This window comes from Streptomyces sp. NBC_01481, from assembly GCF_026339995.1.
Taxonomy (GTDB): Bacteria; Actinomycetota; Actinomycetes; order Streptomycetales; family Streptomycetaceae; genus Streptomyces.
In genome coordinates this window covers 1,074,264-1,101,182 of sequence record NZ_JAPEPT010000003.1, presented here as the reverse complement: position 1 = coordinate 1,101,182, position 26,919 = coordinate 1,074,264, and the positions used below count along the sequence as shown (strand labels likewise).

Here is a 26,919-nt window from a genome sequence, read left to right as displayed (position 1 = left end):
CCCCCACTGTCCGGGAGTGCCCCAATGCGTCGTACCGCTTCGCCGTTGTCGCTGGTCCTGCTGGGCACCGGCGTCTTTCTGCTCGTACTGGCCCCGCTGCTCGCCTGGTACGTCGAGCCGCGCGCCGAACGCACCCCGACCAGTGTCGATGTCACCACGGTGTTCACCGGCACCGGCGCCTATTTCGACACCGGGAGCCTCAGCCCCGTGCAGGGGAAACCCATCACCATCACCCGGCGGGTGCTGGGCGATGTCGCGGCGAGCGAGCGCAGCGGGCGGGCGGTGTGGGACGTGTCCACAGCCATCGACACCCCGGACACGCTCGCATTCCGCGATCCGCGCAGGTCCTACCAGTGGACGCTGGAGCGCTGGGTGACCGACCGCCGGACCAACGCTCCGGTGCACTGCTGCGGGGAGACGCCGCAGTATCAGGGCGAGGCCTACCTCAAGTTCCCCTTCGACGTGCAGAGGCGCGGATACCTCTGGTGGGACAACACGCTGGGAGCCACGGTCCGGCTGGAGTTCAAGGGCACCAAGAAGGTCGCGGGCTACGAGGGTTACCGCTTCACCGGATCCGTGAAGGACACCAGGACGGGCACCCGCCAGGTACCGGGGCGGCTGGTCGGCCTGCCGAAGCAGGGCCAGGTGCATGCCGAGGAGTGGTACGCCAACCACGGCATCGAGCTGGTCGTCGACCGCCGGACCGGCCGCATCATGAACGCGAGGATCGCTCCGCGCAAGACGCTGCGGGCACCCGGTGGCGACGAGGCGAAGGTGGTCCTGCTGGACAGCGCCGGGCTGGAGTTCACGCCGGACACCCAGCGCGAGCAGGTGGCGCTGGCGAAGACCGACAGCGGCAGACTGCGAGCGGTGGGAGAACTCGTGCCGATCGGTGCGGGAGCGGCCGGGCTCGTCCTGGCGGCCGTGGGTGTCGTACTCGTCGTGCGCGGCCGGGAACGCCCGAATCCCCAGTAATGCGCACAATGTGATGGAGCGTCAGGCCCACAGCGGGCCAAATTTGTCACCACCGTGAGTAGCGGCGTCGAACAGGCGGGCGGACACTACCAACCCACCCCGCCCCGCCGACCGCTCTCGCGCACCCGACATTCCCCACCGTCCCGCACCCCGAGGCGAGTTGGAGCTCGAATGCCCCAGCACGTACCCCCCACGTTGCGCGCGCCACTCCCCCACCATCCGCGACTGTCCCCGCGGCACGACCCCGAGTCCGGCCCTGCCCCGCATCCCCGCCGGATCGTCTTCCTTGCCCGACGCGACCTCGGCAACCCGGCCGCGGGCGGTTCCGAACTGCTCATCGACCGCATTGCCGACGGGCTCACCGCTCACGGCCACCAGGTCACGCTCCTGTGCGGCGGTCCCGCCGCCTACCGCGACTACCGCGTGGTCTCGGCGGGCGGCGACGCCGGGCACTTCCTGCGGGCCCGCCGCGCCTTCGAACGGCAGGTCGGTGACTGCGACCTGTTCGTCGAGGTGTGCAACGGCATGCCCTACCTCGCCCCGCTGTGGCACAGCGGACCGACGCTCTGCCTGGTCAACCATGTCCACACCGACATCTGGGGAGAGCGTTTCCCCGGCCCGGCCGCCCGGCTGGGCAGAAGGCTCGAACGCTGGGCACTGACCCGTGCCCACAGCGGCAACCTGCTGGTCGCCGTCTCCCCCTCGACCGCCGACGCGCTCCACGGCCTCGGTGTCCCGCGCGAGCGGATCCGGCTCGTCCACAACGGTGTCGAGGAGCCGGGACCGCTCGCCCCGACCTCGGCCGAGCCGCTGTTCCTCGCCGTGGGGCGCCTGGTCGAGTACAAGCGGATCGAGCTGCTGCTGCGCCTGTGGGAGAGGGTCAGACCGGTTACCGGGGGCCGGCTCGTCATCGTGGGTGACGGACCGGAACGAGCCAGGCTGGAATCTCTCGCCGGGCCCGGAGTGACCTTCGCAGGCCGGGTCACGGAGGCGGAAAAACACCGGCTGCTGTGCGCGGCCTGGGTGTTACTGCACCCCTCGCTCGTCGAAGGCTGGGGGCTCGTGGTGACCGAGGCGGCGGCCCGGTACACCCCGGCCATCGGCTTCGACGTACCCGGACTCAAAGACTCGATCGAGGACGGAGTCACCGGTGTGCTCGCCCGCGGCGAGAGCTCGTTCGCCGCGGCCTGGTGCACGCTGGCGCTCAGCCCCGAGCGGCGTGAGGCGCTCGGCCGAGCGGCCGGGCAGCGGGCGGCGCAGTTCCGCTGGGGCGCCACGGTCCGGCAGTTCCGGGCGGCGGCCGCGGAGGCCGCGCTGCAGCGGAGGTGATGCGGCCATGAAGGACCCCTCCATCCGCAGGTCGTTGACTCTCTTCCGGGCGTTCATGGGCGAGCAGTCCGACCCGGACCGGTGTTACACCCTGCTCGCCCAGGACGCGGCCGACCAGCTGGAGCGGCAGATGCCGCTGAACGGCAGGATGGTGGTGGACGTGGGCGGCGGACGCGGCCACTTCACCGAGGAGTTCCGGCGGCGCGGTGCGCACAGCTATCTCTTCGAGCCCGATCTGCGCGAACTGGGCGCCCGGGGCACCGTCCCCGCGGGCTCGGTTGTCGCCGACGGCTATCTGCTGCCCCTGGCCGACGGCGTCGCCGACATCTGCTTCTCCTCCAACGTCCTGGAACACGTCGCCGACCCGCAGACCTTCCTCAGCGAGCTGATCCGCGTCACCCGGCCGGGCGGGCTGATCTACGTCTCGTTCACCAACTGGCTCTCCCCCTGGGGCGGTCACGAGTGGGCGCCCTGGCACTACCTGGGCGCGGACCGCGCCCGCGCCCGCTATCTGCGGCGGACCGGGCGCCAGGCCAAGCACACCCTGGGCGAGAACCTCTTCGCGATCCACATCGGTCCGACCCTGCGCCAGGTGCGCGCCCGCGAGGACGTCTCGCTCGTCACGGCCCGCTCGCGGTACTGGCCGTTCCTCGCCCAGGCCGTCACCCGCGTCCCGGGCCTGCGCGAGATCGCCACCTGGAACCTCCTCCTCGTCCTTAGGCGCCGAACAGAAACGGCAGCAGCGATGACCAGCCCCCTGCGAGTCACCCGTGGCTGAGACGACGTTGACCCTCCCCCCGGGCAGGCCGGGCCGTCCCCGGCCCACCGCTCCGCCGCCGTCCCCGCCGCCCGCCGGCCGGCCGCGCCGCAGATCGTGGCTGCTGGCCTTCTGGGCGGCGGTTTTCGTCGCCTTCCTGTCCGTGTCACCGGGCAGGATGACCTTCGAGACCAAGCTCGGCGTGGTCGCCGACCCCTGGAAGTTCATCGGCGACCTCGGAGAGCTGTGGCAGAGCCGCGCCGGCTTCGGCGGGCTCTCCAACCAGTACGCCGGATACGCCTTCCCGACCCTGCCGTACTACGCGCTCACCGACCTCGCGCACATCCCGGTGTGGCTGGCCGAACGGCTGTGGCTCTCGCTGATCGTGACCACCGCGTTCTGGGGTGCGCTGCGGCTCGCCGAGCGCCTGGAGATCGGCAGCGCACGGTCCCGGCTGCTCGGCGCCGTCTGCTACGCGCTGTGGCCGACCTTCACGATCGTCGTCGGCTCCACCTCTGCGGCCGCGCTCCCCGGGGCGCTGCTTCCGTGGGTGCTGCTGCCGCTCACCGGCACCCGGACCACACCGCGGGTGGCCGCGGCCACGTCCGCGGTGCTGATCCCCTTCATGGGCGGCGTCAACGCGGCGTCGACGCTCGCCTCGCTGCTGCCCGTTGGGCTCTATCTGCTCAGCCGCCCCGCGGGTCCGCGCAAGCGGGCTCTGATCGCCTGGTGGATGCCCGGCGTCGTGCTCGCCACCGCCTGGTGGGTTGTCCCCCTGCTGCTTCTCGGCGTCTACGGCGAGGACTTCATGCCGTACGTCGAGCAGGCCGACACCACCACCGGGACGATGTCCGCGACCGAACTGCTGCGCGGAGCCGGCAACTGGGTCGCCTACCTCCACTTCGGCGAAGCCTGGCTGCCCGCCGGCTGGACCGTGGCGACCGCGACGGTCACCATCCTCGGCACGGCGTTCGCGGCCGCGCTCGGGCTCGCGGGTCTGGCCCGGCGCGATCTGCCCGAGCGCCGCTGGCTGCTGCTCACCGTCCTGGCCGTCGCCCTGATCGCCCTGACCGGATACGCCGGGTCCTTCGGCGCCCCCTTCCACGAGGCGGTCAGGGACTGGCTGAACGGACCGCTCAAGCCCTTCCGCAGCGTCTACAAGTTCCAGCCGGGGCTCGCCCTCGCGCTCGCCTTCGGGCTGACGCACCTGGTGGCGACGGCGGGCAAGAGCCGCGGGGCCCGGCCCTTCCCCGCGCGCCGCCATGCGCCGTTGATAGCCGCGCTGCTGGTCCTGCCCGGTCTGGCCTGGCCGTATGTGAACGGGACGATCCTGCAGCCCGGCGCCTTCAAGAAGCTGCCCAGCCAGTGGACGCAGGCCGCCGACTGGCTGGAGAAGAACTCCCCCGACAGCCGTGCCCTCGTCGTTCCCGCCACCGCCCACGGCCTCTACACCTGGGGCTCTCCCATCGACGAGCCCCTCGACGTTCTGGCCGACTCCCGCTGGGCACAGCGCGACTTCGTGCCCCTCGGCACGCCCGGCTCACGGCGTGCGATGGACGCGGTGGACCAGGCGCTCATGAGTGGCGGCGAAGTACCGGGCCTGCGCGACTACTTGTCACGCGCCGGCCTCTACTTCGTCGTCGTACGCAACGACCTCGACCCGGACCAGCTCGGATACGTCCCGCCGATCACCGTGAAGCGCACGCTGGAGGCCTCCGGCTATCGGCGGGTCACCGGTTTCGGCCCGCTGCTCACCGGCGGCCGCATCCCGAGCGACACACCCGTGCAGGTCCAGGGCATCTTCCCGCGTATGCAGGCCGTCGAGATCTACGAGCCGACCGGCAATACCCGGCGGCCCGGACAGGTCGGTCTGCAGGCGATCGCCGACACCGCGGTGGTCAGCGGCGGCCCCGAAGCGCTGCTGCAACTGTCCGCCGATCCCAGTCTGCGGGGCAGGCCCACCGTGCTCACCGGCGACAACCACCCGGGCCTCGCTACGCCCGCGGCGCAGTACGTCGCGGACGGGCTGCGCCGCGCGGACACCCGCTTCGGACTGGTCAACAGCAACACCTCGTACACGTACACCGCGGACGAACGGAACCCCACCGGGAGCCTGCAGGATCCGGGCGAGCGGCCGCGGCAGATCCTGCCGAACAGGGGCGCCGGACACCAGACGACGGCCGTCCTGCGCGGCGCCGCCTCGGTGACCGCATCCAGCAGCGGCAACTGGCTGTTCCATCTGCCGCAGTACGACCCGGTGAACGCCTTCGACGGCAACCCCGAGACGGCGTGGGCCGAGGGCAGCGCCGGGAACGCCGTGGGCCAGTGGCTGCGTATCGGCTTCTCCTCGCCCACCGACGTCCCCGCGTCGCTTCAGCTCACTCCCCTGCCGGGCGACGGCATGCGGGCCGCCCCCACACTCGTACGGGTCGAGACCGACCAGGGCTCCGAGGACAGCCCGCTGACTCCGAACGGCAACCCGCAGCCCGTCAAGGCGCCGGCGGGGCAGGCCAATTGGCTGAGGATCACGGTCCTGGCGGCCCAGTCGCCCAAGGCCGGACTGGGCGGCGCGGGCTTCAGCGAAGTCTCGGTCCCCGGCGTCCAGGTGACCCGGCTGCTGCGGCTCCCCACCGACGCGGGCGACACCGAGGCGGGCGCCGAGGTGTTCTCGCTCCATCGCGGCAGCGACCCGGGCGGCCTCTCGCCGGTCTCCGCCGAGGAGGGGCTGCACCGCCGGTTCGGCGTCGGCCGGGGCGGAGACTTCGCCGTCACGGCCAAGGCGCTGCCGGTGCCCGGCGAGGCGCTCGACCGGCTCATCACGGCCGCCGATCCGCGGCAGGGGCGACGGATCACGGCGACCGCGGACTCGACCAGCCGGCTCGACAACGGCCTCAGCCCGCGCAATCTCGTCGACGAGGATCTGACCACCGCATGGATCGCGGGCGACAGGCCGGTCATCCATCTGCGCTGGCCCGGCCGGAAGACCATCGACAAGATCGTCCTCGCGGCGGCGGGAGGCCTGTCCACCCGGCCCGAGCAGATACTGATCAGCACGCCGAACGGCGGTGTGACGGCCGCGGTCGACGAGAACGGCCTGGCCCGCTTCGAGCCGATCACCACCGACGGGCTCGACATCACCGTCAGCCGGGCGGCACCGCTCACCGTCCACAACCCCGTTGCCGACAGCCGGATGCAGTTGCCGGTCGGCCTCAGCGAGGTCTACGTACCGGCACTCGCCGACCTGCGCACACCGCCGCCCGCCGCGGAGCTGAGGTTCTCGGTGCCGTGCGGCCAGGGTCCGCCCGTCGCCGTCGACGGCACACTGCACGCGACGAGCGCGTCGGGAACGGTGCGCGATCTGACCGAGCGCAGGCCCGTCGATGTGAAGCTCTGCCGGACTGAGCAGGGCACTCTTCCGCTGGGCCGGGGGCTGCACCAGGTGGAGGCGGGCGACGAAGGTCCCCTCGCGCTCACCGACATCACACTGACCCGCGGCGAGCTGCGGCCACCCGCCGTCAGCGACCAGCGGGAGGCGTCCGCGGTCGACTGGCGCGGCGACCGGCGGTCCGTGACCGTCGGCGGGGGCGAGGCCGCGTACCTCCAGATGTACGAGAACGCCAACGACGGCTGGAAAGCCACCCTGAACGGCAAGACGCTGATCCCGCTGCGGATCGACGGCTGGCAGCAGGCCTGGCTGATTCCCGCGGGCGCGGGCGGCACGGTCGAGTTGGAGTACGAGCCGGTGCTGCTCTACGACATCGGGATGATCGGCGGTGCGGTGGCGGTGGCGCTGCTGGCGGCTCTCGCACTCGTACGCCGCCGGAGCGCCACCCCGGCCGCCGCGGTGATGACCCCGCCGGAGCCCGGGTGGGTGCTGGGCCTGGTCGCGCTGACCCTTGTGGTCGCGGTCGTGGCGGGTCCCTTCGCGCTGATCGTCCCCGCGCTGGCGGTGGTTGCCCGTCTGCGGCACTCCCTGCTGGTGCCGATCGCCCTGGTGGCGATGGCGGGCGCCGGGATCGCGGCGGCGACGCAGGCGGGCGATCCGGTCTCGGCCGGGCGGGGCGCGTTCGGTCCGGCGGCCCAACTCCTGGCGCTCATCGCGCTGTGCGCGGCGGTGGTCACCGTGGACCGGCGCACGCGCGAGCGCACATCGGGCGCGGTGGATCCGGATCCGCCGCCCCTGCCGCAGCGGGTGCGGTCGGCGAACGGCCCTGCCGGGCACCCCGATCCGGCCCCGGCGCCCCGCCCCGATCCGCCCGGCAGCGCACCGATCGACCTAGGTCCTGTCCGGTCGATCAGGCCGGATCAGGGAGCGGGGTCTGGCGTGGTGCATCGCAAGGCGGAGGATGGAGCCCACGCGGAGCGTAGGCGACTGACGACAACGCGGCGAGGTGCCGTGCCAGGGCCCGCGAGCCCGGCAAGATCGACCGGACAGGACCTAAGGGAGGCTCCGCCGCGATGACCGCTCTGCAACCCGCGCGGCCGGGGCCACCGGCCGAGCCCGCTGCTTCGGGCCGGATTCCGTTTCCGGTCGTCGACGAGATCTCCCGGCACTGTGTGCGCGAGGACGAGCCCGAGACCGTACACATCGAGGTGCACCTGCCCCGGCAGCCGGATCCGGAGCGGCTTCGGGCCGCGTTCGGCGAGGCCTTGCGCAGACACCCGCGCATTCTGGTCCGCGAGGCACCCCGCCCCTGGTATCGGCGGCGCTACGAATGGGAGCTGACGGGCACCCCGGACGTGGATCCGACTCGCTTCCCGGAGCCGGGGCCCGGCGCGCTGGAGCGGGCCAGGGCCAGAGCGCTGGCCGAGGCTCCGCCGCTGTCCGTTTCCCCGCCCGTCCGGCTGGAGGTGGTCAGGCCCTCGCCGGCGGGCGGCTCGTGTGTCCTGCTTCTGACGCTCAACCACACCGCCCTGGACGGGCCGGCGTGTCTGCGGGTGCTGGCCACCGCCGCCGAGTTGTACGGCGGCGCCCTCTCTCCCGTACGCAGTTCCGTCGCAGCGCCCGGGCGGCCCGGGCCGCCGCCCGCCCGCACCGGCGGCGGCGCTGCCCGGCCCGCTCGTGTCGCACCGGCAACCGACGCCCGGGGACGCGGCGGCAACGGCCTGCTGCTGGCCGAACTGCCGGTGCCGGGCCGGCCGGCCGGAGCCGGCTACACCGTCAACGATCAACTCCTCGTCGCCACCTGCCTGATGATCGCCCGCTGGAACCGGCTGCACGATGTCCCGCCGCGCCCCATGCGTATCACCATGCCCATCGACGAACGGCCCCGCGGTGCCGAGATGCCCATCGGAAACGGCACACGTCTCGTCGAGGTCGGATTCGCGGCGAGGGAGTACGCGCCCGAGCCCGGCCCCGACGCTCTCGCCGCGCTGCTGCACCGCACCGCGGAACGCACCCACGCCCTCAAGTCGGCGCCCCGCCCTCAACTCGGCCATGCCGCCGCCCTCCTCACCGCACCCGCCGTGCCCGTCGGGATGAGGGCCGCCCTGACCCGTGGCCTGCGGCGGGCTGCCGCACCCTGGACCTCGACGACTCTGCTCAGCAACATCGGACGCATCTCGTATCCACTGGACTTCGCCGAGGCGGGCCGCGCCGAGGCCGTCTGGTTCTCGGCTCCAGCCTCGATGCCGCGCGGGCTGACCGTGACCACCGCCAGCACGGGCGGACGGCTGCATCTGGCACTGCGCTGGTCGCGCGCGCTCCTCGACGACGCGGCGGGCAGGCGACTGTGCGACTTCTTCACGGAGTATCTGGCGGCCATGACGGACCTGTCGGCCGATTCAGGAGGTGACGGGCCGTGACGGGAACTCTCCCGGCGGGACTGCGCGAGTTCTACGAGAACCCGGCCGTCCCCGTCGCCTCCGGGGACGAGCGCAGCCGCCGGCAGGCGGTGATGCTGGCCCGGGTGCTGCCCGCCGAGCCCTGCGTCGTCGTGGACGTCGGCTGCGGTGACGGCTCCGCGGCCGCCACCGCGGGTCCGCTGCTCGGCGATCACAGGATCGTCGGTATCGACTGGTCCCAGGACGCGCTGCGCCGGGCCGCCACCCGGATGAACGATGTCGTGCGGGGTGAACTGACCTCGGGCGGACTGCCGTTGGGCGACGCGACCGCCGACGCCGTGCTCTTCAGCGAGGTCATCGAGCATCTGGTGGATCCCGACAGCGCCCTGGACGAGCTGCGCCGCATCCTCAAACCGGGCGGTCATCTGATGCTCTCCACCCCGAACCTGGCCGCCTGGTACAACCGGGTGCTGCTGGCCCTCGGGGTGCAGCCCGTGTTCTCCGAGGTCAGCCTGCGCGGCATCCACGGCCGCCCCGGTTCCCAAGTGGTGGGCCATCTGCGCCTGTTCACGGCCCGTGCGCTGCGGGAATTCCTGACCGCCGCGGGCTTCGAGGTGGTCACCCTGACCGGCGCGCCCTTCCACGGCGTGCCGCGCCCCCTGCGCCCGGTGGACCGTGCCGCCTGTGCCGCGCCGTCTTTGGCCTCCATCCTCCTGGTGCACGCCAGGCGGGTGTAGCGCCATGTGGTGGGGGGTGGCATCCGCTCTGCTGGCCAACGTCTTCTACAGCACGGGCTTCGTACTGGAGAAGCGGGCTCTGTCGGGCCTGCCGCGACTGAACACCGGACAACCGGCGCGCGTCGTACGCCTGCTCATCGGCAGCCCGTTGTGGCTGGGCGGTTCGTTCGCGCTCGCCGCGGGCTTCGCCGCGCAGCTCGCCGTCTACCGCACCCTTCCCATCGCGGCCGCGCAGGGCATCTTCGTCTCCGGTCTCGTCCTGCTGCTTCTGCTCTCCTCGGTCGTTCTGGGCGAGCGCCCCAGCGGCCGCGAGCGACGGAGCGTGGTCGTGATCACCCTCGCGCTGCTGATGGTCGTGGCCTCCCTCCAGCACTCCGACTCCGTGGGCGGCCATGCCTCGTACGGCCGTGTGCTGCTGATCTGCCTGCCCGCGCTCGCGGCGGGGCTGTGGCTCTACCGGTCCGTGGAACGCAGGGCGCGCCGCCGTCACCGGCTGCCCACCGCGGGCGTCGAATACGGCGTTGCCGTCGGGCTGTTGTACGGAGTCAGCTCTCTCGCCATCAAGGGCGTCTCCGGCCATCTGACGACCCGCGGGGTCCAGGGCGCGGCCTTCGGCCTGCTGAAGTCCCCGTATCCCTACATCCTGATCTTCACGGGAGTCACCGGCCTGATCCTGTCCCAGACCGCGCTGCAGCGCTGCCGTGCCTCGCTGATCGTGCCCGTGTGCACGACCGTCACCTGCCTGTTCACGGCCGCGCTGGGCACATTCGTCTTCGGCGAGTCCCTGCCCGAAGACCCGCTGCGGCTCGCCCTGCGGCTCGGCGGCACGGCGCTCGCCGTCTGTGTCCTGCTGATGCTTCCACGTCATGACGAACCACCCACGCCGACAAAGGAGTTGGCCCATGAAGCCTGACGATCCGCTGCTCCGGATCATCGCCTGCCCGATCGACAAGGGACAGCTGACGCTGCTTCTGCCCGAGGAGGTCCTCTACAACCCGCGGCTGCACCGGCGCTATCCGATCATCGACGGGATCCCCCAGCTGCTTCCCTCCTCGGGAACGCGGGTGCCCGACGATGAGCACGAGCGGATCCTCAGGCGGATCGGTCCATGACACTGGCCGCCCGGATCGCCCCTCGTCTGCCGCCCGCGCTGATCGCCACGGGCGTCGCTCTGCTGTATCCGCGGTACGAGCCGGAGCTGCGGCGGCTGGCGGACTTCTGCCCGGGCGGCGGCACGGCGGTGGATGTCGGCGGCTGGTACGGCCCGTGGTCCCGGCGGCTGGCCCGGCGGGCCGACCGGGTGGTGGTGATCGAGCCGGTGCCCCACCTCGCCCGCGTGCTGGCCGCCACCACACCGGCTCATGTCGACGTGGTGAACGCGGCTGCCACGGACCACGACGGCGGCACGGCGCACCTGTGGCTGCCGGCGGGCGACCGCGGCAACCGCGGTGTCTCCTCACTCGTCCGCAGAGACATCCACAGCAGGTCGATACCAGTACCGTGCGTCCGCATCGACAGTCTCGGCCTGACAGGCGTCACCCTGATCAAGATCGATGTGGACGGCAGCGAGCTGGACGTGCTGCGCGGCGCCGAGGAGATCCTGGTCCGTGACCGCCCGGCGCTGTTCGTCGAGCTGGAGGCCCGGATCGGACCGGTGGACCCGGTACTGAACCGGCTCGCCCACCACGGCTACCGGGGCTGGGTGCTGCCGGGCCGCGACTGGCTGCCGCTGTCCGAGTTCGACCTGCCGGGCCAGCAGTTGCTGACGGCACACGTCGCCGAGCACGGACTGCTGCGCCGCAGCCTGAGCCCCTTCCGGCGGCGGTACGTCAACTCGGTGCTCTTCCTCCACGGATCCCGGCGGCCGGGCGGCGCGGAGGCGGCGGGCCGGGGCCGTGGCGGCCGAACGGGTACCGATGTTGGGCCGACCGGCCCTCTGCCGGCTGCCCCCGGTTCGGCGATGCTGAGGGGACAGAGGCCGGTCCGCGTGACCGTGCCGCCCACCGAGCACGGAGGCAGCCCCATGACCCGCGCGATCGCTGTAGGAGTGGACGGATCCCCGGAAAGCCTGGCCGCGGCCGCCTGGGCAGCCCGCGAAGCGACAATTCGGGGGCTGCCGCTCCGGATCGTGCACGCCTGGCTCTGGCAAACCATCGACGTGCCCGTGGTGCAGGACAGGGACGCGCAGACGCAATCGGCCAACGCCGTCGTACGGGAAGCCGAGACGCAACTGGCCGGCCGGTACCCGGACTTGCCGGTGTCCGCCGAGGTGGTGCCCGACACCGCGGTCGCCGCGCTGCTCGCGGCGAACGAGCAAGCCGAGATGCTGGTACTGGGATCGCGAGGGCACGGCGCCCTCGTCGGCTTCATGCTCGGCTCGTACGGTCAGCAGGTGATCGCTGCCGCCACACGTCCCGTGGTCTCGGTCCGGGCCCACGCGGAGGACGCGGGCGAGCCGGAGGGCGCTGAGATCGTCGTAGGGCAGCAGGGCGGGGCGGAGGACAGCGACGCGGTGCTGGGATTCGCCTTCGAGGCCGCGGCAGTACGGGGAGCGACGGTGCGAGCGGTGCGGGCCTGGAGTCTGCCGCCCGTCTTCGCCTACAGCCCTGGTTCGATGTACCTGGCCGACGAGGCAGGGGGGCTGGAACCCTTCGAGAAGAAGGCACTGGAGCAGGCGCTCGCCCCCTGGCGCGAGCGTTTTCCCGACGTGCCGGTGATCGAGCATGTCGAAATCGGGAGCGCGGGGGAGGTCCTCCTGTCGGCCGCCTCTCGTGCGCGGTTGCTCGTTGTGGGCCGCCGCGTACGCCGCTCCGCCATCGGTACGCGCATCGGGTCCGTCGCCCATGCGGCCCTCCACCATGCGACCTGCCCCGTCGCGGTGGTTCCGCACGCTTGAGAGCCGCGGGTCGGCGCGGAGCCGGGAAGGCGTCCGGCCCGGGGAGCGCCAACGGCCTCTTGGAGGGCGCGGACAGTCACCTGTCGGACCTGGTGATGCGGCGACCCGTGAGGCGCGTGGGCCGGATCGACACCCACAGGTCGCGTTCACCTGCCCAGGGATCGGTGTGGGCCCGCTCGGCCAGCTGCCGCATCGCGTCGGGCTCGGTAACCGCCTGTGCGGGGCCGACGGCGAGCACACTCCAGCCCTGGCTCATGGCCTCGTCCACATGGTCCACCTCGAAGGCGACGTCTGCTCCCACAGCCGCTGCCGCATCGGAGCCAGGGGCGGTCCTGAAGACGATCGCATCGTCGATGACCTCGTAGTTCACCGGAACCACCGCCGGGCCGTCGGGCGTCGACACCGCGACACGTCCGACGCCGTGCGTGGAGAGGCGGGCGCGGCATTCTTCGGCGGTGAGGTCCTCCAGCATGGGGTGGCGGAGCGCATGTCCCTGTCCGGGAGGCAGGTCCACCCCGCCTCCCCGCAGGTCGGCGACACCCGTCCCCAGGGCGTCGGCCAGCCTGATGAGAGTCGCCGGGCTCGGGTGGGCCGACCGCTCCTCGAGATACCTCAGGTATTCCGGGGCGATTCTGGCGCGGCGAGCCGCTTCCGTACGGGTCAGTCCCTGGCGCTTTCGTTCGAGGGCCACGCGCCGTCCGATGTCGCCGGGGTCAGGGGCTCGCCGGGTCGTGTCGTCGGTCCCCCGGCGGGACACCTGCCGAAGGCTCTCCAGCCTGTGCTCACTGTGCCGGACATGCGCGTCGGGGCCCGGGAAAACCAGCGTGATCTGTTCGGTGTCGGACCAGCGGACGTCGTAGGGAGGCGTGCCGTCATCGTGGTGGAGTCCGACGATCTCGCCGTCCCGCCGGGTCGAGCCCGTGGTCGGGCTTTCCACCACGAGTTGATCACCAATGTGGGCTCGCATGACCATCACCGCCTTCCGGCCCCCCTAGGTCGTGTCTTCAAAGTCCCGTCTGCCTGGCGACGCCTGGCACGCACGCACCAGACGCCGCCAGTCCCGCCCTTCGGGCGGACGACGCTACTTTGAAGACACTCCCTAGCACCCACCGTGCCACGCCTGGCGGGGGGACGCATGGGGCGAGTGCTGTTTCGCGTGCGGTCGAACCGGGTGACCCGTACCGGATAGGTTCCGGCCGCGACCGGGCCCTGAAGCAGGGCGTCGGGATCGGCATAGCCGGGGTTCTGCGGTGTGGGCCGCACGGCCGGTGACTGGGGACATTCGGCCCCAGCGGCGCCGGCAGGCACGACCTGATGCTGGAGACGAGCCACGAGGCCGGCCCGGCACAACGAACCCGATCCCGCCTCGCAGGCGCCCAGCGCTCCGCACGAAGGGAGGCCGTCGTGTCCGTGCCCGCTCTCGACACCACGACCATCGCCGCACTGGTGAAGGACGCCACCACCGCGCCGTCCATGCACAACGCCCAGCCGTGGCGGTTCCGGTTCCTGCGCGACTCCGGCACCGTCGAGCTGTACGCCGATCATGAACGTGCGATACCGCACGCCGATCCGGCCGGCCGCGCTCTCCACATCGGCTGCGGCGCCGCGCTGTTCACGCTGCGTGTCGCCGCCGTGCACGCGGGCCGGGAGCCGCATGTCCGGCTGCTGCCCGACCCCGAGCGCCCTCACCTCCTCGCGACGGTGGACCTGTCCGCGCCCGCCCAGCCCGGCGGCACTCTCGCCCGGCTGTACCCCGCCATCGCCCGTCGGCACACCAGCCGCTACCCCTTCGCGGACACGCCGATCCCCTCCCCCGTACGCGACGACCTGCGCGAAGCCGCACGGCTGGAGGGGGCCGCGCTGGACTTCCCAGGGCCCTGGCACGTGCGGTTTCTGCTGGACCTGGTCGAGGACGCGGAGGGGCTCGACCTGATGGACCCCGACCGCGTCGCCGAGGTGGAGCAATGGACCCGCATCGGCGCGGAGACGGCTGCCGACGACGGTGTTCCCGAGTACGCCTTCGGGCCGCGGCGGCGCAGCGGCGGGGCACCCGTCCGTGACTTCGCGGGCCGGCGCCACCCGGCGGACCTGGGCACCACGGACTTCGAAGAGAAGCCCCAGCTCGCCCTGCTGGGAACGGAGAGGGACCGCCCCGGCGACTGGCTGCGCGCGGGCCAGGCCCTGCAGCGAGTGCTGCTCCGGGCCACCAGCCACGAGCTGGTCGCCTCCGTCACCACCCAGGCTCTCGAATGGCGCGACCTGCGCTGGGCGGCACGCGAACCGCTGTCGACGATGGCGCACGTCCATCTGACGCTCCGCCTCGGCTACGGCCCCGTGGGCCCGACGAGCCCTCGTCGGGCCGTGCGGGACGTACTGGACTTCGTATGACCCGCCCTCGAGTACCCCATGAAGGACTCCAACAAGAGGCACGGCCATGAATACGACCACGATGATGCAGGCACTGCCCGCCGAGCACCGCAACCAGCTGCTGCGCATCGCGCGCGAGGTCAACTTCCCTCAGGGGACCCGAATCTTCGAGGAAGGCCGCCGGGCGGACAATTTCTGGATCATCCGCTCCGGCACGGTCACCCTCGACATGCATGTGCCGGGCCGCCGGGCGGCCATCATCGAGAATCTGGGCCTGGGCGAGCTGGTCGGCTGGTCCTGGCTGTTCCCGCCGCACACCTGGCAGCTGGGCGCCGAGGCGATGAGCCCGGTGCGGGCGTACGAGTTCGACGCCACTGCGGTGCGCCTGATGTGCCAGACCGATACAGAGCTCAGGGCAGCGGTCGCCGAGTGGGTCGGGCAGGTCATCGCCCACCGGCTGCATGCGGCCAGGACCCGGCTGCTCGACCTGTACGCCCCCTACGGCAGCGGCAGCCCGCGATGACCGCGCACCCCGGCGAGGCCGATCGGGACCTCCACCGGACGCACATAGGGCCGGTCGGCCCTGGTACTCCTGCCCGGGCAGGGCGATGATCGTCTCAGCAGTGCTCACTGCGGGAGACATCACGACCGAGGGGCGCGTCATGACCGAGGCACGGACATTCACGGCGGAGGATCCGGTACGGGTGTTCCTCGTCGACGACCATGAGGTTGTACGCCGTGGACTGACCGATCTCCTCGACGCCGAGGCGGACATCACCGTGGTCGGTGACGCGGGCAGCGTCGAACAGGCCCTGGCGCGCGGTCCGGCACTGCGCCCGCACGTGGCCGTGCTCGACGTACGCCTGCCCGACGGCGACGGTATCGGCGTGTGCCGCGAACTACGCAGCCGTATGCCGGAGTTGGCCTGTCTGATGCTGACCTCGTTCGACGACGAGGACGCCCTGCTCGACGCGATCATGGCCGGTGCGGCGGGCTACGTACTCAAACAGATCAAGGGGTCCGATCTGGTGACCGCGGTGCGTACGGTCGCTTCGGGCCAGTCCATGCTCGACCCGGCGACGACGGCCCGGCTGATGAGCAGCCTGCGCGCGGAGCCCACCGGCGCGGAAACCGTGGCGCCCGCGCTGGCGGGCCTCTCTCCACGCGAGCGGGACATTCTCGCGCTGATCGGGGAAGGGCTCACCAATCGGCAGATCGGCAAGCGGCTGTATCTGTCCGAGAAGACGGTGAAGAACCACATCTCCCGCCTGCTGTCCAAGCTGGGCGTCCAACGCCGCGTCCAGGCCGCGGTCCTCGCGACCCAATGGGAACAGCCCGACGCCACGGACCGCCCCTCCCGCTGAAGCGCGCGGTCGGACCTACCGCGACGATCCATCGTGGCGCACCGGCACCCGCCAGCGCAGCTGGGTGCCGCCGCCTTCCGGCCGTTCACCGAGCGACAGCCCGCCGCCGAGTCCGGCGGCACGCTCCTGCAGGTTCTTCAGTCCGCTGCGTACGACGTCCGCCGGGACGCCGCAGCCGTCGTCCGTCACGGTGAGCGTCAACTCCCCGTCGGCGCACCGCAGATGGACATCGACGGCCCCTGCGCCGGAGTGCCGGGCCGCGTTGCTGAGGGCTTCTCCGAGTACCGCGACCGCGTGATCCGCGACCGCGCCGGGGACGTCGGTGTCGACGAGCCCCTCGATCCGCAGCCCGGGAGAGAAGCCGAACGAGGCTGCCGAGGCCTTCACCGCCGAGGTGAAGCGGCCTCGCAGCCCGCCCTCCCCGCCGCCTCCGGCGTGCGTCCGCAGCCCGAAGATCGTGGACCGAATGATCTTGATGGTGTCGTCCAGGTCGTCGATGGCCCGGGCCAGCCGCTCGGTCGCCTCCGGATGCTCCACGAAGCGCTGTGCGCTCTGCAGCGTCATGCCCGTCGCGAAAAGCCGCTGGATGGCGAGATCGTGCAGATCACGCGCAATGCGGTCGCGGTCCTGGAGCAGCGCGATCTTCTCCGCGTCACTGCGCCGCTCGGCCAGCTCCATCGCCAGCGCCGCCTGCCCGGCGAAACCGAGCAGAGGGTCCGCCTCCGCCTCGGTGAAGGAGGCACGGTCCGGCGTACGGGCCAGCAGCAGCACACCGCGTGCCGCTCCGCCGCTGCCGAGGGGCACCGCGACCACGGGCCCGAGCCCGGCCCACTGCGGCTCGTCACGGCCGGTGCGCGGATCCTGCCCGATGTGGGCGCTGATCACCGGCTGCGACGCTGCGAACGCCGCTCCGATGAAACCGTCCTTAGTCGACAGCACCATCCCGCTACGACGCCCCGCGGCGGGCCCGGCCGCCAGCGCCGGCCGCAGACTGCTCTCCCCCGCGTCACGCTCCGCGATCATCCCCATGTCCGCGGACGCGATCTCCCGGGCCTGCTCGACGATCAGCTGCAGCACCTCACCCCGAGGTGCTCCCGACAGCAGGGTGCTGGTGACCTCCGCGCTCGCCCGCTGCCAGCGCTCCCGGAGCCTGGCCTCCTCGTACAGCCGCGCGTTCTCGATGGCGACCCCGGCGGCCACGGCAAGCGTCGACAGCACCGACTCGTCCTCGGCGTCGAACTCCTTGGCGCTGCGTTTCTCGGTGAGGTAGATGTTCCCGAACACCCTGTCGCGGACCCGGATGGGTACACCGAGGAACGAGTGCATGGGGGGATGGTGCGCCGGAAATCCGTACGAGGCCGGGTGATCGGCGAGTTCGGCCAGCCGCAGCGGCTGCGGGTGCCGGATCAGCTCCCCGAGGATCCCGTGCCCGCTGGGCAGGGCCCCGATCTTTGCCCACCGCTCGTCGTCGATGCCGACCGGCAGGAACTGCGCGAGCTTGTGCTCGTCGCCGATCACGCCCAGCGCGCCGTACTCGGCGTCCACCAGCACCACGGCCGCCTCGACGATGCTCCGCAGCACCTGCGCCAGATCCAGCTCCCGCCCGACCGACAGCACCGCCTCGAGCAGGCCGCGCACCCGGTCGCGCGTCCCACGCACCGCGTCGATGCGCACCTGGAGCTCTTCCAGCAGCTCGTCCAGCCGCAGCTTGGGCAGCTGCTCGGCCCCCGTGTGCCCTTCCCTGCCCATCATTCCTCCGGCCGCCGAACGCAGACGGGGCGCTGGTGTGACCCCGTACGCAACCGTAGTCGCTCCGCAGGCCGCGCAGCAGGCCGTCGGACCTGTCACGGACGGCGCAGAACGTGGTGGGATGGCGCCGTGAGCCGCGCCGCAGAAGCGACCAACCGCCGCATGCTCCGGGCACGGGACGCGATGGACCGCGCCTACGCGCAGCCGCTGGACGTCCCTGCCCTGGCCAGGATCGCCCATGTGTCTCCGGCGCACTTCACACGTACCTTCCGGGCCACGTTCGGCGAGACGCCGCACCGCTACCTGCAGCGCCGCCGTGTCGAGCGTGCGATGTTCCTGCTGCGGGAGACCGACCGCAGTGTGACGGACATCTGCTACCAAGTCGGCTTCGGCAGCCCGGGAACCTTCAGCCGCACGTTCCGCGACATCGTCGGCCGGTCACCGAGGACCTACCGCAAGGAGGCGGCGGCCACGGGCGTACCGACGTGCTTCACGATGGCGTGGACGCGGCCGAGCGGCTGACCGTCCGCACTGCCCGTACCGTCCGTCGACCGAGCAGTTTTGGATAAGTTTTCGTGCCGCCTTCCCACTAGCGTGATGCACATGTTGAACGCCATCACGCACTCACAGATCTACGTCCTCGACCAGGACCAGGCCCTCGACTTCTACGTCGGCAAGCTCGGCCTGGAGGTCAGCGCCGACGTCGACATGGGCTTCATGCGCTGGCTGACCGTCAGCATCCCCGGTCACCCCGAGCGCCAGATCCTGCTGGAGAAGCCGGGCCCTCCCGCGATGTCCGACGAGACGGCGCAGCAGGTCCGCGAGCTGGTCACCAAGGGCGTCATGGGTGGCCATCTCATCTTCAGCACGGACGACTGCCGCAAGACATACGAGACGCTGCTCGGCCGGGGCGTCGAGTTCACCGAGGAACCCACCGATCGCCCCTACGGAACCGACTGCGGCCTCCGCGACCCCTTCGGCAACCACATCCGCCTCACCCAGCCGAAGGCCTGAGGACAGGTCTCGCCACGGGATGACGGTCCGCCGGCGGAAGAGATGCCGGCCGGCGGACTGCCTCCTGGTTCATCCCGCGGGCGCGCCCGCGGGGGCCGTGCCGTCGGCCCCTTCGTCCTTTCGCCAGGTCAAGGTGACTTTGAGATCCGCCGCCGCGTCGGCCGAGACCAGCAGACTGGTGAGGTGACCGGCCTTGGCAGAGACGTTGATGCCGAACTCGACGGTGACCTCGGCCGGGTTGACGGCTCGCACTGCGTTGAGCACCCCCTGCGAGATACCTTGAAGCGAATCCATGACGTCGCGGAAATGGCGGGTCGAGTCGGCGACGTCCCTGGACTCGCCCCCGCCCATGTCGTTCCGCACCTCGATGACAGCGTCGTTCGGCAGCAGGACTTGCGTCGTATTCAGGCCCAGTTCGTCCATGGGATTCCTTTGCACCTCTCGTGTCTCGCGGTCAGGTTCTTCGATTTCTTCGATGCGTGAGCGGACGGACTACGTGCGGGTCCGGCCCGCCGGGCGCAGCAGGCCACCACGGCTGATGGACGACCCCGGGTATCCCGGCAGTGGCTCCCGCTTCCCCCGGCGGCGCAGCTCGACCGGATGGCTCGGCGTGGTCACGACACCGCGGCCCGACGTGCCGTTCGGCCAGACCGTCACGTTGAGGGGGCCCGCACCGCGCAGTGCGCGCAGCGGTGACCAGTGAGTGACCACCAGATTCTCGTACGCCGCCGAGCCCGGCCGATGCGTGGTCGCGGGCCACCACACACGCAGGGGAAGCGGTGGCCGGCCCGTTTGTACGATCCACAGCGTCGAGGGCAGGCCGAACAGCCTGACCAGCAGGAGCAGCGCGAGAGCCGCCAGGACGGCGAGTTCGGCCAGCCAGGTCGCGGCCGCGGGAATGCCGAGGTTCGCCGTCTCCGTGTGCCGCTTCGGCTCGAACCGGTTCGCGGGCTTCTCGGCCCGGGACATCTGCCGGCTGTAAGGGCTGGTCAACCGGTAACCGATCGTCAGTTCCTCGTCGCGCGACGGTGGCGCGAGGGCGTACCACGGTTGGGGGACCGAGTCCCACGTCACCTCCAGCGCGGTGGAGACGGAGGCGCCGTTCTTGCCCTCGCCGAGTTCGATGTGGTCGCGGCCTCGGACCTCTCTGACCCGTAGCCCGCCCAGCCCGGAGCTGCTCACCGTGAAGTCGTTGACCCACAGGGGCAGCGCGTCGGTGCGGGAGGTGAAGGTCGCCGGAATCCGTGCCGAGAAGCCGTCGTCCGCCATCTCGGGACGGCCGAGTTTCAGCTCCACCGCGTCACCGGCCCTCACTTTCGCCGCGTCCGGCGCGAGCGCCGCCTCGAACTGGCGGTGCCCGAACTCGTCCGGGAGCCGGCGCAGAAAGTTCGCCGCGTCCTCGGGACGCACCTCTTGAGTCTCCTCGCGGGAGAAGAGGCACCCGGCGATGGCCACACTGTCGGACGCCCGGCACCCCGAGGAGCCGACGGGGAAGGGCCGGGTCGTGTCGGAGCCGCCCCAGGCGAGCACCGCGCTGCGTACCAACGGGTGGATCCTGCCTTCCTGTTGGCGCTCCCGCAGTCGCTTGATGCGCTCACGGATGGCGTCCCATGCCCGGGCTGTCGTCGCCGTGTGCTCGGTCTGCTGCGCGTCGGTCACCAAGATGACGGCCGCGGGCCTGATCTCGTTGCTGCTCTCCAGTTCGGACAGGGCCGCGGCGAAGCCACCGCTGATGTCCGTACCGCCGCTTTCGACGGGCAGCCGGCTCACGACGGCTTCCGGGTCGGTCACCCGTTGCAGCGGGAAGACCGCGGTGGCCCGGTCGGGCGCCGCGCGGAAGGACACAAGAGCGGCGCGGTCCCTGTCCGTCAGGCCGGACAGCAGCGCCCGCAGGGCGCTTTTCACCTGGCCTCGGTGCTGTGCCATGGAACCGGAGCTGTCCACGACGACGACATAGTCGCCCCCGGCGGTCAGGCCCATGGACCGCTTGGCCTGTTCCCAGCTCGCCTGGGGCGGCTCCACTGCTGTCACGGCAGGTGATGCCTCCGTGCGGGATGCCGCCGCTGTGCGGGACCAGTCCGCCCCGGACACGCTCGCTTGCGAGTAAGCGGCCAGGCCGACGACGACGAAACCCGTGGCCGCCAACCGGGTCAGGCCGGCGGCCATTCGTCTCCTACGTGTCACAGCGCCCCTCCCGCCGACTGGTTCGGCTCTTCTCCCAGCCGCATGCTGCGCGTACGCACCGCGCGTGCCTCCAGGTGCATCCGCAGCGCGTCGTCGATCCCGGCGAGACCCCGCCGATGCCGTTCGAGTGCCGCAAGGACGTCGGTGGTGTCCGGATCGGAGCGCGCTGCCGCGACGGCTCTCACGAGCTCGGCGTCCGCCTTGGCGTACAACCGCAGATCCTCCCTGGTCCGTTCGGTCTTCTCCGCCGCCGCGCGATGGCGCTCCGCGACGTCCTGCGCCTTGTGGGTGAGGCTGGTGAGATTGGCCTCCGTGTCCCGCAGCCCGGCCAGGGACTCACGCAGTTCGGTACGGAGTTGCCGCGCGCGGTCGTACGTCTCCTCCACCTTGGGCCGCAGCGCCCCTGCCAGTGCTTCGGCCGGTTCCAGCCAGGAGTCCAGGGCCACCGCGAGGGTGTCCTCCTCCGCCTCGGCGTCGGCGTCCGACAGTGCTGAGGCCGCTTCCTTCAGCCGGGCTGCCGTTTCCCGAACGTGCGGCAGTTCCTGGGCCAGTTGCTGTCGCCGCTCCATGGAGGCGATCTCGGCGATCAGCCGGGCGTGCTCCGCCTCGACGGCAGCCTCGTCCTGGGCGGGGTACTTCGCGTCGTACGCGCTCTTGAGCTCCGCGAGCCCACGGGCGAGGGTGATGTTCTCCTCCGCCCTCTTCCGGAATTCGGCTCGCAACCGGTCGTCGAGGGCGGCCGCGTCGAGCAATCGGGAGATCCCGGCACCGACCCGCGGCATCGCGGCCATCGGTTCGCTCAGGGCGATGACCGCCTCGAAGGCCGTGTCGGGGCGCTCGGCCGCCTCCGTGAGTGCGGATTCCAGTGTCCGGTATGCCGTGTCGAGGGCCTGAAGCGCCTCGGCGAACGTGCCGGTCATAGGCCGTGTCCCGCACGGGAGCCGCCCGGCGAAGGGGGCGCGGCGGACGCCGACATGGCGAGCGGCGCCACCTCGGTCAGCGGGCGCGAAACGGTCGCTCCGTCGCTCACGCTCACGAAAACCAGGACCGGCGCGGCCGGGCTGTCCAGCCGCAGGCCGATCCGGTAGCGCCCGGGTGTCAGCGTGAGCCCGGCGGTGTCCACCGGCAGCGGTGCGTACGGCGCTGTTCCCCCACGGCTGATCCACAGCGCCAGCGCGGCACTGCCCGACAGCTCGATCTCGGCGTCCCGGTCCCGGTCGGGGTCGTAGACGAATGCGGCCTCACCGGTGTGTGGATCGGCGACGAGTGGCGCCAGCCGCTCGACCAGTTCCGTTCCCGACCTTCGGTGCACCAGCAGTGCGAGGAGGTGCTGGAACGCGTCGTTCAGGGTGATACGGCCTGCCGCGCTGAGCGCCGCCCCCCTGGCGGCCGCATGCTGCCTGACCGGATCGTCGTAGGCGGGCCGAGGCTCCGGGGAACCGTCGGCCTGCCCGGCGACGGGGCCGGTGCGGCCCAGGCCGCGCAGCAGCGCCTCGCGGAGCGGACCGAAGCAGGCGCCCGCGCCGAGCAGCACCAGCTGAGCACCGCCGGCTTCCGGGCATGCCCGATGCAGCCGGCTTGCCACCGCTTCGATGGCGTCCGCGCGTTTCTCCAGGATGTCGAGCGCGGGGCCGACCGGGAGATCCGGCTGCGCGTAGAGGCGGAAGTCCTGCCAGACTTCCGGATCGCCCGCCGCCCGTTTCTCCTTCGCGTGCCGCAGGGCGGCGTCGGCGTGCCGCAGCTGACCGTATTTCAGGTCAAGCAGCAACTCCCGTGCGAATGACAGCAATTGCGGGTGAGAGGCACGGGGGTTGGCCAGTTCGGCCAGGGCCCACAGCGGATCATGGGCGGGGTCCGGGGCTCCGGTGCTCGCCCAGGTGCGTGCCCGGGGCCCGTTGTCGGTGAACTCGCACAGCACCACTTCGCTGTGGGTGATGCCCAGATCGGCGACCACGACCCAGCGCCCTTCGGCAGAGATCGTGTCTCCGTCGAGGAGTCCCGCGAGGGCGGCGACAGGTGCGGACACGACGTCCACGGGCGCCTTGGTGACGCTGCTGAGCAGTGCCCTGAGCCCGGCGGTGTGAGCGTCCAGCGGGGTGCCTTCCACACCGGGTGCCAGCCAGGACTGCGGTACGGCGGCGGTGACGCGGGCCGCGTTGCCCAGCCGGGCCCGGAGCGCGCCGCGTACGGCATCCGTGTCGAGTGTGCCGCGCCCGGGTCCTCGGGCGTCCACGGGTGTGTCCTGCTGCTCGAATATGGGGGCGCCTTCCCCGCCCATCACGGCCACGCGAATGCCTCCGTGACCGATGTCGACACCCACGCTTCTGCCCGTACTCATCGCGCCGCTCATCTCGGCTTCTCCCCCTCGTCGTTCAGTAGGTCCCTCAGCGCTTCTGCTCTGACGAGACGCTCGGTGCTCTGCCGCAGCTGCCTGTTGTGTTCTTCTTCGGCCCGGTCGAGTTCGGCGTGGATCTGCGAGCCAAGGCCGGACAGCACCGTCGACATCTCCTGGGGGGCCTCGGCGTCGCCGACCGCTCGGTCGAGCAGAGCGAGGATGCTCGCCATCCGGTTTAGGTCCGCGCCCAGCCGCGGACCGGTCGGCGGGGCTTGCCTGCCGGGCTGCGTTGCCGGTGGCTGCCTGACCAGGGCACCCACCTTCCATGCGATGTGCGCGTCCAACCGGTTGTCCTCGCCCACGAGGCACAGCAGCCAGGGCAGGGCCGACCAGGGCGCGGCTGGGTCGCCGTAGCGGTCCCCGACAGCCGCCACGAGGTCTTTGCGGTCGCCGGGCCGGGCCGTGTCGAGGAAGGACCGCAGCAGAACTGCTCTCTGATCGGGGGCGCCGTCCAGTGCGTCCACGAGTGCGGTGATCTGCCGCTGCGGGACCGGCCGGGCGTGCTTCGGAGAGCCGCCTACCGGTTCCGCTGCGGGCCTGGGAGCCGGTTCACCGTGGGCCGGGCCGGGTGCCAGCACCTTCTCGAGGAGCGGCAGGGCGGCCTCGGGGCTGTGACGGAGGTCGAGCGCCGCCTGTTCCTGTCCCAGTCCGGAGACGACCATGGTGATCCGCTTCAGCAGCTCCGCACGGTTGCCGGCCGCGGGACCGAAGCACTCCAGCAGCCGGGCGCGGTAGCCGTCGCTGATCACCGACTGGGGCAGCGCCGGCTCGGTGTCCTCGAAGTACAGTCCGCTGTCGGAGCGCGACTCGTTGGCAACGGTGAGCTTCGCGCGGACGCCGAAGGGCATGAGTGCAAGCACCCGGTCGAGTTCGTCCAGCTTTTCCCCGCTGTCCAGCCTGCAGCCGTTCAGTGCGACGCTCGTCCGGCCCAGCAGGGCAGCGGCGCAGCGCACGTAGTGCTCGACGTTGTCCGCCAGTGCCTCCGCGATCGTGCTCCACGAGGTGAGTCGCAGTCGCACGCATTCGATGTCCTGCCGAGCCCCACGCACGGCGTCGTACAGCGCCCGGTATCCGCAGAACGACTGCACGCCATTGCGGGCGGTCTCCTCGTACGCCAATTCCACCGTGCGCGCTGCATCCTGGCCGGCGATCGCCACCCGCACGATGACGTCGGCGCTCAGGCCCGGACCGATCAGAAAGCGCTCCACGCCGTCAGGGATTGGGGTCAGAGTGGGCTTGAGGAACCTGAAGCCGATGTAGCGCGACACGTCTCCCTCTGTCATCGTGCCGCCCCTCGTCCGAGGTGCAGCCGGTTCAACACGGCCTTGAACCATCCGACCTGCTGGAGACCGGCATGCGCTCGTGCGATCTCGGCGTGCAGGCCGGCCTCCTCGCTGCTGCGCCTCTCGGCATGGTCACGGAATCCGGCGACGACGTCGCAGGGGAACGCGGAGCGCATCCCGTCTCCTGTCACGACGCGCTTCATCAGCGTTCTGAGCAGCCAGGGGTCACCGTCCGCGATGCCTTCGAGCAGTTCGCGAAGCCGTTCCGCGTCACCGGACCCGTGCCACGCGGCCAGCCGGTCCACCAGTGGTCCCGGGTGGCATTCGTACCGCAGTGCCTCGCGCGCCGCATCTGCGACCTGCGCCTCCGCCGCGTCCTCCAACCCACAGAACAGCGCGTCGAGTTCATCGTGCGTGTCTTCGACGCGCCGCCGCCGGGCAGCGCGCGCCAACTCGGGCTGCAGCCATGGCTCGGCTGCCTTCCCCAGCCGACGGGCGATCGTGCGTACGACATCCAGATAGCCGGGGTGCTCCCGCTCCATGTCCGCGAGCAGGTTGCCGCCCGGCCCCGGCCCGCCGAGCACCAGCGCATACGGAGCCTTCAGCCAGTCGGGGGCAATCCGGCCCCTGGGGACGGCGGCACCCAGCAGAACCCGCAAGGACGCAGCGCTCTGCTGTCTCAGCAGCGCGAGCGGCACGGGCGAGGGATCTGCTAGCTCGGCGCGCAGTTCTCGTGGCTCGTCGGCCGTCAAGTCTCCCAGCCCGCCGAGCACTTCGGCGAACCCGTCCATCGACGCCTCGCAGCGCGGCGTGAGCCGCCTCAGCAGTCCGGCCAGCAACCGGTCCACAAGGCGCGCGGCCCGTGCCTGCCGAGCGTAGTGGAGGACGGTCTCCGGGCCGTCGGAGCTGCCGAGCACGGCGTACAAACCCGCCGTGAGCCGCTCCAGGTTCTCCTCGGTCACCGGGAGTTCGAGATGACGCAGATCGACGGGAGCCAGAGCCACACCGTCCGGCCAGCCGGGCACGATACGGTCCCACAACCGGGCGCGCGCTCCCTCCGCCCCCCGCGCAGGGACCGGCCCCCTGCGTACAAAAGCACGGGCCCGGTGCACCGCGCCTGCTCCTTCCGCGAGATCGTCCTCCAGGCCGGCCAGGCTGGGCAGCGCCCGTCCGGCCCGGCGGATGACCGACTCGGCGTCGTCCACCGCACAGGGGTCCGCCTCGTCCATCAGCGCGGCGAACAGCTCACGGATCCTTTCCGCCGCGCCTTCACCCCTGCCGCTCCCCCGGGTCAGCTGCTGCCGGTAGCGCACTGCGGCTCCGGCCGCGAGGGCGGGCGGGGGCGCGGCCCAGGGCAGTTCGAAGGCGCCCGGGGGCGGGGGATCACCGAAGAAGAGCCGGATGCCGTGCAGCCCGGTGCCCCGGGCGTAGGTGGCAGCGGAGAGCGTCGCGCGGACTCCGTACGGCAGCAGACCGCAGATGGCGTCGAGGCAGAGCAGCTTCTGCTCGACCGGTACCTGTCCTGCGCCGGTGATCACCACGCGCCCCGCCAGCAGAGCCGCGGCCCCCGCCGCGAGCCAGTCCACCTCGCGCACCCGCACACCATCGAGGGCGGCTTCCAAAGCCGCCCCGGCGAGGTCGAGATAGGCCCATTCCTCGGGGTCGGCGGGCATCGAGCGGCCGGCCGCGTCCATGGCCGCGGCCAGATCCCGGTATCCGGCCGCGGTCTGGGCGGCGGGACCGCCGCCGACCAGGTGCCGTACTTCGGCGTTGAAGAACCGCAGCCGGTCGCTGAGCCGTCCGGAAGCGTCGCGCACGTTCGACTCGTCGGCACGGCCGCAGTTCAGCGTGGGCTTTCCCGCCACCGTGTCGGGGCCCGGCCAGAAGACGTAGTACGGCCTCGGAGGTGCCTCGGCGCGGGCGGTCGGCGCCTCGGGCACATAGGGGCGGATCTGCTCGTCGAAGTAGTCCAGTTGGTTGTAGCTCGCCGAGAGCACCCGGTAGTCCCGCATGTCCCCGGGGAGTTTGCCGAAGACGGCCCAGGCCGCTGCGACCTGTCTGCTGTCGGCGGCGGCCTCCTTCACG

The 26,919-nt window shown here is 71.6% G+C and carries 22 protein-coding genes and 1 pseudogene; 15 read left to right on the top strand and 8 right to left on the bottom strand.

Annotation, left to right across the window (positions count from 1 at the left end):
• Positions 1-24: 24 nt before the first annotated feature.
• The 10 genes and pseudogenes from OOK40_RS21490 to OOK40_RS21445 all read left to right on the top strand — a co-directional run bounded on the left by OOK40_RS21490 (position 25) and on the right by OOK40_RS21445 (position 12,478).
• Positions 25-975, top strand: coding sequence for a DUF3068 domain-containing protein (locus OOK40_RS21490; protein WP_266484229.1), 951 nt, complete (start codon positions 25-27; stop codon positions 973-975).
• A gap of 171 nt (positions 976-1,146) precedes the next feature.
• Complete coding sequence (locus OOK40_RS21485) at positions 1,147-2,304, top strand: glycosyltransferase family 4 protein (protein ID WP_266484227.1); 1,158 nt, start codon at positions 1,147-1,149, stop codon at positions 2,302-2,304.
• Positions 2,305-2,311: 7 nt separating this feature from the next.
• Entirely contained in the window at positions 2,312-3,082 is a 771-nt protein-coding gene (locus OOK40_RS21480) for a class I SAM-dependent methyltransferase (RefSeq protein WP_266484225.1), read from the top strand.
• Positions 3,075-7,523 (top strand): alpha-(1->3)-arabinofuranosyltransferase family protein, encoded by a 4,449-nt coding sequence (locus tag OOK40_RS21475; RefSeq protein ID WP_266484222.1) that lies wholly within the window; start codon positions 3,075-3,077, stop codon positions 7,521-7,523. The genes OOK40_RS21480 and OOK40_RS21475 overlap by 8 nt, the downstream gene beginning before the upstream one ends.
• The gene (locus OOK40_RS21470) at positions 7,520-8,866 is read left to right on the top strand and encodes a condensation protein (RefSeq protein ID WP_266484219.1); all 1,347 of its coding nucleotides are present in this window, start codon (positions 7,520-7,522) and stop codon (positions 8,864-8,866) included. Before OOK40_RS21475 ends, OOK40_RS21470 begins: the two co-directional genes overlap by 4 nt.
• Positions 8,863-9,582 carry a class I SAM-dependent methyltransferase gene (locus tag OOK40_RS21465; RefSeq protein ID WP_266484217.1) on the top strand — a complete coding sequence of 240 codons (720 nt, stop codon included), beginning with the start codon at positions 8,863-8,865 and terminating at the stop codon, positions 9,580-9,582. The genes OOK40_RS21470 and OOK40_RS21465 overlap by 4 nt, the downstream gene beginning before the upstream one ends.
• A gap of 4 nt (positions 9,583-9,586) precedes the next feature.
• Positions 9,587-10,495, top strand: a complete 909-nt coding sequence (locus OOK40_RS21460; RefSeq protein WP_266484214.1) for a hypothetical protein — start codon at positions 9,587-9,589, stop codon at positions 10,493-10,495.
• On the top strand, positions 10,485-10,694 hold the full coding sequence (locus tag OOK40_RS21455; protein ID WP_266484211.1) for a Trm112 family protein: 210 nt from the start codon (positions 10,485-10,487) through the stop codon (positions 10,692-10,694). Before OOK40_RS21460 ends, OOK40_RS21455 begins: the two co-directional genes overlap by 11 nt.
• A pseudogene (locus OOK40_RS21450) lies at positions 10,691-11,266 on the top strand (FkbM family methyltransferase); the annotation flags it as partial. The gene OOK40_RS21455 and the pseudogene OOK40_RS21450, both read left to right, overlap by 4 nt.
• A gap of 339 nt (positions 11,267-11,605) precedes the next feature.
• The gene (locus tag OOK40_RS21445; protein ID WP_266484501.1) at positions 11,606-12,478 is read left to right on the top strand and encodes a universal stress protein; all 873 of its coding nucleotides are present in this window, start codon (positions 11,606-11,608) and stop codon (positions 12,476-12,478) included.
• Between the two features lie 76 nt (positions 12,479-12,554).
• On the opposite strand, the gene OOK40_RS21440 is transcribed toward OOK40_RS21445, so the two are convergent.
• Positions 12,555-13,445, bottom strand: coding sequence for a pyridoxamine 5'-phosphate oxidase family protein (locus OOK40_RS21440; RefSeq protein WP_266484208.1), 891 nt, complete (start codon positions 13,443-13,445; stop codon positions 12,555-12,557).
• Positions 13,446-13,882: 437 nt separating this feature from the next.
• On the opposite strand from OOK40_RS21440, the gene OOK40_RS21435 reads away from it, so the two are divergent.
• From OOK40_RS21435 to OOK40_RS21425, 3 genes are all read left to right on the top strand, one after another.
• Entirely contained in the window at positions 13,883-14,866 is a 984-nt protein-coding gene (locus OOK40_RS21435) for a nitroreductase (RefSeq protein WP_266484205.1), read from the top strand.
• 46 nt (positions 14,867-14,912) lie between these two features.
• Positions 14,913-15,368: a Crp/Fnr family transcriptional regulator gene (locus OOK40_RS21430; RefSeq protein WP_266484202.1), complete on the top strand. Its 456-nt coding sequence runs from the start codon at positions 14,913-14,915 to the stop codon at positions 15,366-15,368.
• Positions 15,369-15,507: 139 nt separating this feature from the next.
• Positions 15,508-16,209, top strand: a complete 702-nt coding sequence (locus OOK40_RS21425) for a response regulator transcription factor (RefSeq protein WP_266484199.1) — start codon at positions 15,508-15,510, stop codon at positions 16,207-16,209.
• A gap of 15 nt (positions 16,210-16,224) precedes the next feature.
• Here OOK40_RS21425 and OOK40_RS21420 read toward each other — a convergent pair whose 3' ends face one another.
• Positions 16,225-17,958 (bottom strand): GAF domain-containing protein, encoded by a 1,734-nt coding sequence (locus OOK40_RS21420; protein WP_266484196.1) that lies wholly within the window; start codon positions 17,956-17,958, stop codon positions 16,225-16,227.
• A gap of 129 nt (positions 17,959-18,087) precedes the next feature.
• Here OOK40_RS21420 and OOK40_RS21415 point away from each other — a divergent pair, with 129 nt between their 5' ends.
• Positions 18,088-18,480 (top strand): helix-turn-helix domain-containing protein, encoded by a 393-nt coding sequence (locus OOK40_RS21415; protein WP_266484194.1) that lies wholly within the window; start codon positions 18,088-18,090, stop codon positions 18,478-18,480.
• Between the two features lie 81 nt (positions 18,481-18,561).
• Positions 18,562-18,972 carry a VOC family protein gene (locus tag OOK40_RS21410; protein WP_266484187.1) on the top strand — a complete coding sequence of 137 codons (411 nt, stop codon included), beginning with the start codon at positions 18,562-18,564 and terminating at the stop codon, positions 18,970-18,972.
• 69 nt (positions 18,973-19,041) lie between these two features.
• On the opposite strand, the gene OOK40_RS21405 is transcribed toward OOK40_RS21410, so the two are convergent.
• The 6 genes from OOK40_RS21405 to OOK40_RS21380 form a co-directional block, all read right to left on the bottom strand.
• Positions 19,042-19,395 (bottom strand): CU044_2847 family protein, encoded by a 354-nt coding sequence (locus tag OOK40_RS21405; RefSeq protein ID WP_266484184.1) that lies wholly within the window; start codon positions 19,393-19,395, stop codon positions 19,042-19,044.
• Between the two features lie 69 nt (positions 19,396-19,464).
• Complete coding sequence (locus OOK40_RS21400; protein WP_266484182.1) at positions 19,465-21,138, bottom strand: vWA domain-containing protein; 1,674 nt, start codon at positions 21,136-21,138, stop codon at positions 19,465-19,467.
• 14 nt (positions 21,139-21,152) lie between these two features.
• Positions 21,153-22,076, bottom strand: coding sequence for a hypothetical protein (locus OOK40_RS21395; RefSeq protein WP_266484179.1), 924 nt, complete (start codon positions 22,074-22,076; stop codon positions 21,153-21,155).
• Positions 22,073-23,494 (bottom strand): hypothetical protein, encoded by a 1,422-nt coding sequence (locus OOK40_RS21390; RefSeq protein WP_266484177.1) that lies wholly within the window; start codon positions 23,492-23,494, stop codon positions 22,073-22,075. The genes OOK40_RS21395 and OOK40_RS21390 overlap by 4 nt, the downstream gene beginning before the upstream one ends.
• An 8-nt stretch (positions 23,495-23,502) precedes the next feature.
• Positions 23,503-24,834, bottom strand: coding sequence for a hypothetical protein (locus OOK40_RS21385; RefSeq protein ID WP_266484175.1), 1,332 nt, complete (start codon positions 24,832-24,834; stop codon positions 23,503-23,505).
• Positions 24,831-26,918 carry a hypothetical protein gene (locus OOK40_RS21380; protein ID WP_266484173.1) on the bottom strand — a complete coding sequence of 696 codons (2,088 nt, stop codon included), beginning with the start codon at positions 26,916-26,918 and terminating at the stop codon, positions 24,831-24,833. Before OOK40_RS21380 ends, OOK40_RS21385 begins: the two co-directional genes overlap by 4 nt.
• Between the last annotated feature and the right edge of the window lies 1 nt (position 26,919).